13 protein-coding genes are annotated in these 12545 nt (G+C 44.0%); 8 read left to right on the forward strand and 5 right to left on the reverse strand.

Annotation, left to right across the window (positions count from 1 at the left end):
• Positions 1-1413: VIT domain-containing protein (locus WC615_RS06175; protein WP_372977248.1), on the reverse strand; the 1413-nt coding region annotated here is incomplete at its 3' end.
• Between the two features lie 191 nt (positions 1414-1604).
• Here WC615_RS06175 and WC615_RS06180 point away from each other — a divergent pair.
• From WC615_RS06180 to WC615_RS06190, 3 genes are all read left to right on the forward strand, one after another.
• A complete protein-coding gene (locus WC615_RS06180; protein WP_372977249.1) occupies positions 1605-2384 on the forward strand; it encodes a succinate dehydrogenase cytochrome b subunit in 780 nt (259 codons plus the stop codon).
• A 152-nt stretch (positions 2385-2536) separates the two neighbouring features.
• A complete protein-coding gene (locus WC615_RS06185; protein WP_372977250.1) occupies positions 2537-4471 on the forward strand; it encodes a fumarate reductase/succinate dehydrogenase flavoprotein subunit in 1935 nt (644 codons plus the stop codon).
• A gap of 82 nt (positions 4472-4553) precedes the next feature.
• On the forward strand, positions 4554-5342 hold the full coding sequence (locus tag WC615_RS06190) for a succinate dehydrogenase/fumarate reductase iron-sulfur subunit (protein ID WP_372977251.1): 789 nt from the start codon (positions 4554-4556) through the stop codon (positions 5340-5342).
• A 315-nt stretch (positions 5343-5657) separates the two neighbouring features.
• Here WC615_RS06190 and WC615_RS06195 read toward each other — a convergent pair whose 3' ends face one another.
• From WC615_RS06195 to WC615_RS06205, 3 genes are all read right to left on the reverse strand, one after another.
• Complete coding sequence (locus WC615_RS06195; RefSeq protein ID WP_372977252.1) at positions 5658-6140, reverse strand: TlpA family protein disulfide reductase; 483 nt, start codon at positions 6138-6140, stop codon at positions 5658-5660.
• Between the two features lie 27 nt (positions 6141-6167).
• Positions 6168-7184 carry a Gfo/Idh/MocA family oxidoreductase gene (locus tag WC615_RS06200; RefSeq protein ID WP_372977253.1) on the reverse strand — a complete coding sequence of 339 codons (1017 nt, stop codon included), beginning with the start codon at positions 7182-7184 and terminating at the stop codon, positions 6168-6170.
• Positions 7185-7286: 102 nt separating this feature from the next.
• Positions 7287-7868, reverse strand: coding sequence for a DUF4142 domain-containing protein (locus WC615_RS06205; RefSeq protein ID WP_191175321.1), 582 nt, complete (start codon positions 7866-7868; stop codon positions 7287-7289).
• 154 nt (positions 7869-8022) lie between these two features.
• On the opposite strand from WC615_RS06205, the gene gcvH reads away from it, so the two are divergent.
• The 5 genes from gcvH (at position 8023) to WC615_RS06230 (ending at position 12150) form a co-directional block, all read left to right on the forward strand.
• Complete coding sequence (gcvH, locus tag WC615_RS06210) at positions 8023-8403, forward strand: glycine cleavage system protein GcvH (protein WP_372977254.1); 381 nt, start codon at positions 8023-8025, stop codon at positions 8401-8403.
• Entirely contained in the window at positions 8404-8799 is a 396-nt protein-coding gene (locus WC615_RS06215; RefSeq protein WP_372977255.1) for a VanZ family protein, read from the forward strand.
• A gap of 288 nt (positions 8800-9087) precedes the next feature.
• A complete protein-coding gene (locus WC615_RS06220) occupies positions 9088-9303 on the forward strand; it encodes a ferrous iron transport protein A (RefSeq protein ID WP_372977256.1) in 216 nt (71 codons plus the stop codon).
• A 14-nt stretch (positions 9304-9317) separates the two neighbouring features.
• A complete protein-coding gene (gene feoB, locus WC615_RS06225) occupies positions 9318-11432 on the forward strand; it encodes a ferrous iron transport protein B (protein ID WP_372977257.1) in 2115 nt (704 codons plus the stop codon).
• Positions 11433-11535: 103 nt separating this feature from the next.
• Positions 11536-12150 carry a SprT-like domain-containing protein gene (locus WC615_RS06230; RefSeq protein WP_372977258.1) on the forward strand — a complete coding sequence of 205 codons (615 nt, stop codon included), beginning with the start codon at positions 11536-11538 and terminating at the stop codon, positions 12148-12150.
• Here the strand turns inward: WC615_RS06230 and WC615_RS06235 are convergent, their stop codons facing one another.
• Positions 12151-12510, reverse strand: a complete 360-nt coding sequence (locus tag WC615_RS06235) for a hypothetical protein (RefSeq protein WP_372977259.1) — start codon at positions 12508-12510, stop codon at positions 12151-12153.
• Positions 12511-12545 lie beyond the last annotated feature (35 nt).

Raw genomic sequence — 12545 nt, forward strand, 5'->3', positions numbered from 1 at the left:
TTCAATACTAACCCTGTTGCCATAGCCAAACTGTAAAACAACAGACTGATTTGGGTTGCGCGTAATACCGGCTATTGAAAAAGCGCCATTAACGGTAACTGGCAGTGATGGATAACTTTCTTCAATATCTCCGCCATTTTTGATGCCTAAAAAATGCAGGGGCTGCATCATTACTTTTTGTAGCGCCTGCTCAGGGGTAATGGTATTAAGGTCTATCAGTTCTCCGCCCGATTTTAAGGCGATCAGCTTTAAGTTATTATAATCGGCGGTGGCTGATGAATTGATGCAGTAAATGGGTTTATTGGTGATTTTTAAAGTTTTATCGCCAAAGGTCTGGTGGCCGTCGCTCATTAATAAAAATTCGTCGGCATTATATTTCGATAGATCGATTTTGCCAAGATCGGTAGCGCCATCATAAACTATGCTTTTCAAATCGGCCTTTAAAGAGGCCCAGCCGGTTTTTAAGAAATACACCCTGGTTTTTAAAACTTTGTTGCTAAAGGTTATTAGTGTAAGCTCGGCATCGCTATTTTGTTCGGTGTAGTTTGCTAAAAATGAAAGCTCTTTGTTAATATCCCGGTTTGCGCCGCTTAGCGATGCATCCCACAATAAAGCAATACGTTTTGGCAGGGCCTTTTCAATTTGTTTGGCAGTAATACTTGTGTTTACAAAATAGTAGTATTTGTTGCCAAGCTGCTGCAGCATTACCTCGTTTGCATCGGCAGGTTTGGGGATGGAGAATGACAAGGCGTGGTTGGGAACATAGTTTGTTTTTTCTACCGATGCTGTATAGGTGTTTTGATGCGCGTTAAACTTAAGGTCATCCGCATTTTCGGTAAGAGGCACAGCCGCGCTTTGTATTACAGATGCATTCAGTGAAAACTTTTGCACCGTATCTTTTAAATTAAGCGGCAAATTAAATTTAAGCGCCCCGTTATCTGCCATCGGGATATCTTCTTCGTATCCAATAATAATGGTGCGGGTACTATTAGGGTTAAGCGGATAGATGCGGGTGCGGAAGGTATTACCCGCTACTTTCTCCAGCAATCCCGGGTCAACCCGGCGGCGTTCTATCGATTCAAAAACTACGGTGCCCTTGCCCCTGTCTACCGGTACAGCCTCGCGCATTTTGCCGTTAATATCAAGGGCGTACCGGCTAACATTAACCCCATCCTTTAGCGGGAAGGAAAGCGTGCCTTCCAAAACACGCGATGTGGAGTTGTAAAACGTCATTTGCCAGGTTGTGCGGCTTATATTGCCGTACACGGCTACGTCAATTTTTAACTGCTGCAGTTTTACACCGGTATTGCTCTGGCCATCAACCGTAAGTTGCGGCGATTGTGCTTTTGCAATTGGCGAGCTGATAATTAATAATAGCAGGAAACATAATAGTGATCGGGTCTGTGCTTTCATCGTATTGCTGGTTTCCTGTGGGATGCAATACCAAAGCATATTCCATAAATTATTTGTAAAAATAATCCCCGCGTAAGACGGCTTACATTTACACCACTTGCTTAGACTGTTTCTAAATAGTCAATATCATTCCTTTAAGCCGAAACCATTTCTATCTTTTGGTACTTTTGCGTAAATAAATCTGATCAATAATGAGCGAATTTAAACAAACCTTTAACTCATCACTGGGAAAGAAGCTGATCATGGCTTTAACTGGCTTGTTTTTGTGTACTTTCTTAATTGTGCACCTGGGCGGTAACCTTTTGTTATTTAAAGACGACCAAGGCTTTGCATTTAACAGCTACGCAAATTTCTTAACGCATTTTCCTCCTATAGAAGTTATAGCCTACTTGCTGTACCTATCTATAATTGTACATGCTGTTTATGCCCTGGTGTTAACTATTAAAAACCGCAGGGCAAGGCCGGTGGGTTATGCCGTACAGCCAAAGTCTGATGCTTCATGGTCGTCAAAAAACATGGGCTTACTGGGTTCTATCCTACTATTGTTCATCGTGATACACATGGGCGATTTTTGGTTCACCTACAAGTACAACAATATTTTGGGCTTTAAAGAGTACCGCACCAATCTTGCTACAAACGAGACCTCGGTATCTGATTACACCCCCCAGGTTGCCGATTTTGAAAGATCGATCTCTACCGAGAACAATGTAGAGATAGTACGTGTAAAGGACCTGCATGCACGCATTCAAAGCAGCTTTAGCCATTTATGGTATGTTGCATTCTATGTAATAGCAATGGGCGCGGTATCATTCCACCTGCTGCATGGCTTTCAAAGCGCCTTCCGTACACTGGGCTGGGTACATAAAAAGTACACACCTATTGTTTATTTCTTTGGCACCTGGCTGTTTGCGGTTATTATACCGATAGGCTTTGCCTTAATGCCGATTATATATTATATAAAGAGTCTGTAAGTAGAATTAAGATATAAGAGTCAAGACATAAGACAAACGTATCTTAATAAGAGTAAAAGTTAAATAAACGCAAAAGGAAAGAATAGAGTAAACAAACACCCGGATCAATCTTGGTTCTTGTCTCTTGATTCTTGCCTCTTAAAATAAAAGAAATGAGTTTAGATGCTAAAATTCCGCAAGGCCCATTAGCCGAAAAATGGAGCAAGCATAAATTTAATTTAAAGCTGGTTAACCCTTCCAATAAGCGTAAGTACGATGTTATTGTTGTAGGTACAGGTTTAGCCGGCGCATCAGCGGCGGCATCACTGGCCGAGCTTGGTTATAACGTTAAATCATTCTGCTTTCAGGATAGCCCGCGCCGTGCGCACTCTATTGCTGCACAGGGGGGTATTAATGCTGCAAAAAATTATCAAAACGATGGCGATAGCGTTTATCGCCTTTTTTACGATACTATTAAAGGTGGTGATTACCGCGCCCGCGAAGGCAACGTTTACCGCCTTGCAGAGGTATCGGTAAACATCATTGACCAGTGCGTTGCACAAGGCGTTCCGTTTGCCCGCGAATATGGCGGCTTGCTGGATAACCGTTCATTCGGTGGTTCGCAGGTGTCACGTACGTTTTATGCCCGTGGCCAAACAGGGCAGCAATTATTGTTAGGTGCGTATTCGGCATTGAACCGCCAGATCCACCTGGGTAAAGTAAAAATGTACACCCGTACCGAGATGCTTGATGTGGTTGTTATTGACGGCCATGCCAAAGGTATTATTACCCGGAACTTAAAAACAGGGGAGATTGAAACACATACCGGCCACGCTGTGCTATTGGCAACAGGAGGTTATGGTAACGTTTTTTACCTGTCAACAAACGCAATTGGCAGTAATGTAACGGCAGCATGGCGCGCACACAAACGCGGAGCTTACTTTGCTAACCCTTGCTATACGCAAATTCACCCAACCTGTATCCCTGTTACCGGCGACCACCAGAGCAAGCTTACGCTGATGTCTGAATCGTTACGTAACGATGGGCGTGTTTGGGCGCCAAAAACGGTTGAGATAGCACAAAAACTTCAAAAGAAAGAAATAAGTGCTTCTGATGTAAAAGAAGAAGACAGGGATTACTTCCTGGAAAGAAAATATCCATCATTCGGTAACCTTGTTCCGCGCGATGTGGCTTCACGTAACGCCAAAGAAATGTCTGACGAGGGCAAGGGTGTAGGTACAACGGGTTTAGCCGTTTACCTTGATTTTGCTGAGGCCATACAACGTTTAGGCGAAGATACCGTACGTGCCAAATATGGCAACTTATTTGACATGTACCTGCAAATTACGGATGAGAACCCGTACAAGCAGCCAATGCGTATTTACCCTGCCGTACACTATACTATGGGCGGCCTTTGGGTTGATTATAACTTAAGCACAAACGTACCAGGCTTATACGCTATGGGCGAATGTAACTTTAGCGACCACGGTGCAAACCGCCTTGGCGCATCAGCACTGATGCAGGGCTTATCTGACGGTTACTTTGTAATCCCTTACACACTGGGCGATTACCTGGCAACCATAGGGCCAAAACCGGTTGATAAGAACCACCCCGCTTTTGAGAAAACCAAACAGGATGTAATTGCATACAACAACAAGCTGCTTGCCCTTAAAGGCACAAAAACAGTTGTTGAATACCACCGCGAACTTGGCCACATTATGTGGGAGTACTGCGGAATGGCTCGTACCGAAGAGGGTTTGACCAAAGCTAAGGCGATGATAAAAGAGCTGAAAGCCGATTTTTGGAAGAACGCTATTGTAACCGGCGAAAACGAAGAAGTGAATGCTGCCCTTGAAAGAGCAGGCCGCGTTGCTGATTTTATTGAGCTTGGCGAACTGATGGTTACAGACGCGTTAAACCGTCGCGAATCATGCGGTGGACACTTCCGCCTGGAGTCGCAAACTGAAGAAGGCGAAGCCTTGCGTGATGATGACAACTTTGCTTTTGTATCGGCATGGGAATTCACCGGTGAAAACCAGGAAGAAGTGCTGCACAAGGAAGAGCTGATTTTTGAAAATGTTAAGTTAACACAACGTAGTTATAAATAGTACTTAGTAGTTAGTATCAAGTAGCAAGACAAACAGTCTCGATACTTGATACTAACTACTTGATACTCCAATCTCAAACAAAATGAGTGGACACATGAACCTGACGCTGAAAGTATGGCGCCAAAAAAACACACAAACACCGGGCAAGTTTGTGACCTATAAGGCCGAAAACATTTCGCCGGATATGTCGTTTCTGGAAATGCTTGACGTGGTGAACGAGAGCCTTACCCGCAAAAACGAGGAGCCTATCTATTTTGATCATGACTGCCGTGAAGGTATTTGCGGGTCTTGCTCATTATATATTAACGGCCATCCGCACGGGCCTAAAAAAGCTATTACAACCTGTCAGTTACACATGCGTACCTTTAGCGATGGCGAAACCATCACTATTGAGCCATGGCGTTCGGCAGCGTTCCCGATAGTGAAGGATCTGGCGACAGACCGTTCAGCTTTCGACCGCATCCAGCAGGCTGGTGGTTATGTATCGGTAAATACCGGTGGTGTGCCTGATGCTAATATCATCCCAATCCCTAAGGTTATTGCCGATGAGGCTTTTAACTCGGCTACCTGTATTGGTTGCGGTGCCTGTGTTGCTGCGTGTAAAAATGCATCGGCAATGTTGTTCACATCTGCAAAAATTACCCAGTTAGGTTTACTGCCACAAGGCCAAACAGAGCGTTACAGCCGCGTACAAGCCATGGTTGCCCAAATGGACGAAGAAGGTTTTGGTAACTGTACCAATACCGGTGCCTGTGAAGCAGAGTGCCCTAAAGAGATCAGCCTGAACAATATTGCGTTCATGAATAACGATTTCTTCAGTGCCAAACTATTCCGCGAAGAGCACGCGCACGACCATGCCGGCGGCGAGTAATTGATAATACTATTGTACAAAATAAAAGCCCGGCTGCATTTGCAACCGGGCTTTGTTATGAAAGGTAGTTAACCTTATATTTTTTTAATCGCCGTTCCGCACTCGCTCGGCTCCAGCCGAGTGAGCGTTATTACGCGGCCTCCGGCCGCAGTAAGCTAACTGATATTTGACGTTCAGTGAAAATGAAATGGGGGGATGCGGCCGGAGGCCTTATAATGTTAATCACTCGGCTGGAGCCGAGCGATGGCGGTATTTTACAAAATAAAAGCCCGGTTGTTAATACAACCAGGCTTTGTTATAAAAGGCAACTCAGCCTTAAACTTTCTTGATCGCCGTTAACAGGTCGCTCGCTTCAGGTTGTTTTTCAAATGACTGCACCAATTGGCCGTTTTTACCATAAATGGCAACAAACGGTGTATGTTTAAGCTGATAAAAACGCTGTACGGTATAAGTGTAGCCCTCGGTACCTAAAATAAAGTTCGGATAGGCTTTTAAGCCGTAATCGTTCTCAAAGGTCTTCACCATACGGATATCGGTAAAGGTTATCATTATCACCTGTATGTTTTTGAATTTAGCCATTGACGGCTTCATGTCATTGATCAGCTTTTGGCAGTGAGGGCAGTCCGGCGCAAAATAAATGATCATTACCGGTTTGTTCTTTACCAGGTCTGCCGGGGTAAGGTTTTGGTCTTTAGTTGTTAATATTTTATACGGGGGGATAGTAAGCGGTATAGTTTGTGCCTGTGTGCATGCAAAGCCGGCTATTACCGCAAATAGTAGAAATATAAGTCTTTTCATTTGTTTTATCGTCATTTAGAAAGTTAATTAAGCCTCCAGCAGTTCCAGCTGCCAGGCAATATGTTCTTCTGTTACAGGGAATAACGCATTATCGCGAATTGTATGATAAACCGCATTAAATATTTCGTTGTAATCGCCCTTTTGCGAAGGTACAGCTTCGGTACTTTTTTGGTTGTCTACGCCTACTGTTATTAATTGGCCCTCGTTACCGGCAGGCTCAACTCCATAAGCCGGGTCGGTAGGCATCATGCCTTTATCAAGTTGCGCTTCCTGTACGTCGCTGCGGTTTTTGATAAAACTGCCTAAAGTGCCGTTTATCCAGAAACCCGGCGTATCACCGGCAATTTGTAGTCCCGATGTTAAATACACGTTGAGCTGGTTTGGGTATATTAAATGGTAATGGAAGTAATCGGGTACTTCAGAGCCCTCACGGTAGATGCCCGTTGTTTTATGGAACGAAATAGGTTTGCCAAATAACGCGATGGTGTTATCAATTAAATGCGCACCAAGGTCATACACCAAACCACCGGCCGGAACCCCTTTGGTTTCTTTAAATGATTTTACGCCAATGGCGGCTTTATACCTGTCCATCCTAAAAATAACCTCTATTAAACTGCCCAGGCGGCCGCTTTCTATTATTCCTTTAGTTGATAAAAAGCCGCTATCGTACCTGCGGTTTTGGTAAACCATCAGGTGTTTATTTAGCTTGCGGGCGGTATCAAACAGCTCTTTAACCTGTGCCGATGTTGCCGCCGCTGGTTTTTCAAGCAGTACGTGTTTGCCGGCTTTCATGGCCATCATGGCGTGCTCAAAATGCAGGTTGCTTGGGGTGTTTACAATAACAAGTTCTATCTCATCATCATTTAACAACTCATCAATGCTGTTATAGCTAATAACGTCAGGATAAATATCGGCCGCCTTTTTTTGGCTGCGTTCAACTATCGCTTTAAGCTTAAAGCCCGGGTTGGTGCTGATAAATGGGGCATGAAAAATCCTGCCCGACATGCCGTAGGCCATTAAGCCTGTAACTATTGGTGCTGCCATGGTGGTAAATTTATCATATTAACGGGTATCAACATAAATTATATAAAATAAAAAAAGGGGTAGGCTTTACACCTACCCCTTTCTTCTTTATAAATGACCAGCTTATTTCATGCTTTTTTGTATTGCTTCAATTTTAGCCAAGTGCTCTTTAACTGTAGGCAATGTTTTGGTGGCAAAAGCCATCAGGTCGGTATCTTTGCAATTTTTAGAAGCATCTTCTAACATCGATGCTACTTTTTTATGCCCGTCAACCATGGCATCAACATACGCCTTGTCAAAATCTTTACCTGTTTTTGCCGACATATCGGTCAGCATTTTTTGATGGTCAGCATCGGGCGCTACCGGTAAAGTGATATTCTTTTTCTTGGCAATTTCCATCAATTCATCATTTGCCTTGGTATGGTCAGTAACCATCATAGCAGCAAATTCTTTAACCTGTGGGTTCGTCGCTTTTTCTGAAGCCACTTTACCAGCCGCTACTTCGGCCATGCCTGCGTTGGCAGCATCTGTAGCAAATTTTGCATCGTTAGCGTCCACGGCAATACCGGTAGATCCGTTTGTTGTGGTGTCTTTAACAGCGTTTACACTGTCAGCAGTTTCTTTACTGTCTTTTGCGGCATTGTTACATGCCTGGAATGATAAGGCTGCAACAGCCATCATTGCCACTAAACTTAATTTTTTCATTTTAGATAGGTGTTTTTAGTTTTTATATTATTAGTTAACAAAATTTACGCCAATTGGTTTGTTGCCACTACATTAATTATGCAGGTGTTAAAATTGTGCTTGTTGTTGATATCCCTTAAAGTTTTATTATTTTTGAAGACATAAATCAATCAATATGAATTTTCCTGCAGAGTTAAAATACACAAGCGATCACGAGTGGATAAGAGTTGAAGGCGATGAGGCGTACATTGGCATAACCGAGTTTGCCCAGGGCGAATTAGGTGATATTGTTTACATCGATATAAATACTGTTGGCCAGGACGTTACAAAAGAATCTGTTTTTGGAACTGTTGAAGCTGTTAAAACAGTATCAGACCTGTTTATGCCGGTTGACGGAACCATCCTTGAGGTGAACAAAAAACTGGATAGCCAGCCCGAACTGGTTAACTCTGACCCATATGGCGATGGCTGGATGGTAAAGATAAAATTGACTAACCCGGCCGATACAGAAAAACTTTTAGATGCAGATGCTTATAAAGGCGTTATTGGCCAATAAATGAAACAAACGCTAAAATATTACGGGCCTGCAATTTTGTGGGCCCTGTTTATTTTAATTATATGTGCTGTGCCGTTTAGCGCGCCCGGCCCTCCTGATTTGTTTTTCCCCGGGTTTGATAAGCTGGTGCACTGCGGGTTGTTTTTTGTGCTCTCTGTATTATACTGCTATGGCAGCATCCGCAAATGGCAAACACGAAGCATCCGCATAGCAATTGCGATGAAAAACACAGTGGTGTTGATAAGCTATGGTGCTTTGATAGAATATTTGCAAATGCGCGTTTTTACCTGGCGCAGCGGCGATTGGAACGACCTGTTGGCAGATACCATTGGCAGTTGTATGGGTATTTTTGGCGTATTGTTAACCAGTAATGCTATCAATCATGAGAACAATTAAATACCTATGCGCGGCTTTAGTTATCACTATCGCGCTATCATCATGCGGTATCTTTAAAAAAGACTGCAATTGTCCGCACTTTAGTAACACAAAGGCGGTTAAAACTCATACGCACTTGGCGTAGAGATTTTCGCGCAAAGACGCTAAAGCGCTTTTGCGGAAATTATGATCCTTTCTTTGCGTTTCTGTATCTTTGCGAGATTAAAAACCGTCTAAAGAATTATATCGCCATATCCTTATTTGGATTTGTTATAAATAAGCTTACATTTGTAATCTAATTTTACGCAAATGACGCTTGAACAGCTTGGAGTAGGAGAAACAGGGATAGTAAAAGAATTTACTGATCTTGAAATGTCTGTAAAGCTGATGGAAATGGGTTGCCTTCCCGGCGAGTCTATCAGAGTTTCCCGTATTGCACCGCTTGGCGATCCTATCGCTATTCATGTGTCGGGCTATCAGCTAAGTTTGCGCAGGTTTGAAGCATCCACCATAATTTTGCAATAGCACATCTATAACACTTGAAAGCCGATATCAGAGTAGCGCTTGTAGGAAATCCAAATACCGGTAAATCGACACTCTTTAATGCACTAACCGGGTTAAATCAAAAGATAGGAAACTTTCCGGGTGTTACCGTTGATAAAAAAATAGGTTACAGCCAACTTCCTGATGGCCGCCAGGCCGAGATCATCGACCTTCCGGGTACTTACAGCCTTTACCCAAAGAGTAAAGACGAATCTATAGTGTTTTCTGTACTGGCCGAAAAAAATACAGAGCTTACGCCCGACCTGGTTGTTGTGATTATTGATGCCACCAATTTAAAACGAAACCTGTTACTTTATACACAGGTTGCCGATTTAAAGATCCCGGTTATCATCGCCCTTAACATGATGGACCAGGCGAAAAAAGCGAAAATAGAAATTGATGTAGAGCTATTGTCGCAACGCCTGGGGGTACCTATTGTGCCGGTATCAGCCCGTAAGCTGGAAGGGATAGAACAACTAAAAAACATCATATCATACGCCAATAAATTTGCGCTGCAGCAGGATAGTATTGATGTAAAAGCCATAGCACCCCAAATTATAGCCAGCATTAGTAGCGAGTTTAAAACCGATAACCCATACTTTGCCCTGCAGCTGGCGCATCAGCACGAAACCTTAAAATTTTTAACACCCGCCCAAAGCGACCGTATTGAGGAACTTGAAAAGGAACACTCTTTCCACTCGCAAAAAGCACAGGCCAGTGAAACCATAGCGCGCTACAACTACATTAACGATGTATTGTATGATACGGTGCACACGCCCGTAACCGCGCACGATGAATCGGTAAGTAATAAGATTGATAAGGTATTAACTCATAGGGTATTCGGCTTTATTATTTTCATGAGCGTATTGCTGTTCATGTTCCAGTCGATATTTGCCTGGTCGGCGTACCCCATGTCACTGATAGAAGACCTTTTTGTTTGGATAGAAGGCGGCCTGCGCCACGTATTACCCGGCGGCCCGCTTGCCGACCTGCTGATAGACGGCGTTGTTGCCGGCCTGAGCGGCGTAATGGTATTTATCCCACAGATAGCCATCCTGTTTGCTTTTATATCCATACTGGAAGATACGGGCTACATGTCGCGTGTTACGTTTATGATGGATAAGATCATGCGGAAGGTTGGCTTGAACGGCAAATCGGTAGTGCCGCTTATTGGTGGATTTGCCTGCGCGGTGCCGTCCATCATGAGTACCCGCACCATTGAAAACTGGAAGGACAGGATGATCACCATTATGGTAACCCCATTGGTGGCCTGCTCTGCGCGTTTACCGGTTTATACCTTGCTTATATCGCTTGTAGTGCCCCACAAAAACGTTTGGTGGATCTTTAACCTGCAAGGCCTGGCCTTAACAGGCATGTATGTATTAAGCCTGCTATCGGCTGTTATTGTAGCCTATGTAATGAAATTTGTGCTGAAAGCCCGCGAACGTGGTTACTTCATTATGGAGCTACCCGTTTACCGCATGCCAAGGTGGAACAACGTGCTTTTCTCGATGTATGAGCGCTCAAAAACATTTGTTTTACAGGCCGGTAAAGTTATTATTGCCGTATCGGTAATACTGTGGGTGCTGTCATCATATGGCCCGGGCGACAGGTTTAAAAAGATAGAGCAAACCTACAGTCAGCCGCAATACACCAAAACCATGACGCCTGATAGCCTGGCCAGGGTAATTTCCACCGAAAAACTGGAAAACTCATATGCCGGTGTTTTAGGCCATACTATCGAGCCGGTCATCAAACCCTTAGGCTTCGACTGGAAGATAGGGATAGCCCTTATTACCTCCTTTGCCGCGCGCGAGGTATTTGTGGGCACCATGGCGACCATTTACAGTGTTGAGGGCGATGCCGACAAGATAGACTCGGTACAGGATAAAATGCGTAACGCTAAAAACCCCAATACGGGCGGCCCTGTGTTTACCCTTGGGGTAGCTTTTTCTTTGATGATGTTTTACGCTTTTGCCATGCAATGTGCCAGCACCGTAGCCGTAGTATACCGTGAAACAAAAGACTGGCGCTGGCCCGCGGCGCAATTCGCTTACATGACTGTGCTGGCATACGGGGCTGCGTTTTTAGCGTATCATTTGCTTAAGTAGATAAATGCGTAAAGCTAAAGGCTTTTGTCAGCGGAGCTTAAGCTTTCCGCTTTGGCCTTTCACGTTTCCGCCTAAACCGTTATCTTTGATACAGAGGTAGCAATTGGATAAAGTAAAAGTATTAGAAAAGTATCTTCCGCCTGATGCAGCACCACTTATTGGCCGCTGGATAGATTACTTTAAGTGTGAGTTTAAAATATCGCGTAACCGCGGTACCAAGTTTGGCGATTACCGCGCCCCCTATGCCGGCAAAGGGCACCGCATATCTGTAAATTTTGATTTGAACCCTTACGCCTTCCTGGTAACCACCGTACACGAGTTTGCGCACCTGCACACCTGGAACGAGCATAAGCAAAAAGCAAAGCCCCACGGCACCGAGTGGAAGAACAATTTTAAAAAAATGATGCAGCCTTTTTTTGAGAAGGATGTATTTCCGCCGGATGTGAAGCAGGCCATTACCGGCTACCTTAATAACCCCGCGGCATCCAGCTGCTCCGACCTTACCCTGTACCGCTCCCTGCGCAAATACGATGCGCCAAAGGAATCTGTGCACACAGTAGAGAAACTGCCGCTAAAGGCCTTATTTAAGCTAAAGGACGGCCGTATATTCCGCAAGGAAGAGAAATTGCGTAAACGCTATAAATGTATTGAGATAAGCACCCGTAGGATATATTTATTAAGCCCTGTTGCTGAGGTAGAGGTGATAGAGGTAGGGTAATTAAAAACTTAACCTGATGGATTCCAGTTCCAGCTTAATGAAAATAGCGCAAGCCTTGTTTAGGTCGGTGTAGGTTCTTACGGGGATATCATCCGTTTCGGGATAAAAGCCTACCTGGTATTTGCCGTCGTCGGTATCTAAAATGTACCAGCCGGAATCACTTCTTTTATCTGACGAATAAATCAGCCAGCTATCTGCTAATACCGGGTTTGCATTAAGCCCGGATAAAATAGCTTTTACAGTTACCTCATTATAATGATCATTATAGCCGGTTTGGTCAAGCAGGGTTTGTATAGAAACATCACCATATACATTATGGTTTACCGGTAAATGGATGATGTTATTAATAATTTCAGTCATAAAACCATTAACTATTATTAACGGGGGGATAGTGA

This window comes from Mucilaginibacter sp. (assembly GCF_041663085.1).
Taxonomy (GTDB): Bacteria; Bacteroidota; Bacteroidia; order Sphingobacteriales; family Sphingobacteriaceae; genus Mucilaginibacter.

Bases quoted from the DNA above. Each gene is read 5' to 3' on its own strand.
- WC615_RS06200 (WP_372977253.1), bottom strand. From the start codon at position 7,184: ATGGCAGCACCAATAGTTACAGGCTTAATGGCCTACGGCATGTCGGGC.
- WC615_RS06180 (WP_372977249.1), top strand. From the start codon at position 1,605: ATGAGCGAATTTAAACAAACCTTTAACTCATCACTGGGAAAGAAGCTG.
- WC615_RS06235 (WP_372977259.1), bottom strand. From the start codon at position 12,510: ATGACTGAAATTATTAATAACATCATCCATTTACCGGTAAACCATAAT.
- WC615_RS06190 (WP_372977251.1), top strand. From the start codon at position 4,554: ATGAGTGGACACATGAACCTGACGCTGAAAGTATGGCGCCAAAAAAAC.
- WC615_RS06215 (WP_372977255.1), top strand. From the start codon at position 8,404: ATGAAACAAACGCTAAAATATTACGGGCCTGCAATTTTGTGGGCCCTG.
- gcvH (WP_372977254.1), top strand. From the start codon at position 8,023: ATGAATTTTCCTGCAGAGTTAAAATACACAAGCGATCACGAGTGGATA.
- WC615_RS06185 (WP_372977250.1), top strand. From the start codon at position 2,537: ATGAGTTTAGATGCTAAAATTCCGCAAGGCCCATTAGCCGAAAAATGG.
- WC615_RS06195 (WP_372977252.1), bottom strand. From the start codon at position 6,140: ATGAAAAGACTTATATTTCTACTATTTGCGGTAATAGCCGGCTTTGCA.
- WC615_RS06205 (WP_191175321.1), bottom strand. From the start codon at position 7,868: ATGAAAAAATTAAGTTTAGTGGCAATGATGGCTGTTGCAGCCTTATCA.
- WC615_RS06220 (WP_372977256.1), top strand. From the start codon at position 9,088: ATGACGCTTGAACAGCTTGGAGTAGGAGAAACAGGGATAGTAAAAGAA.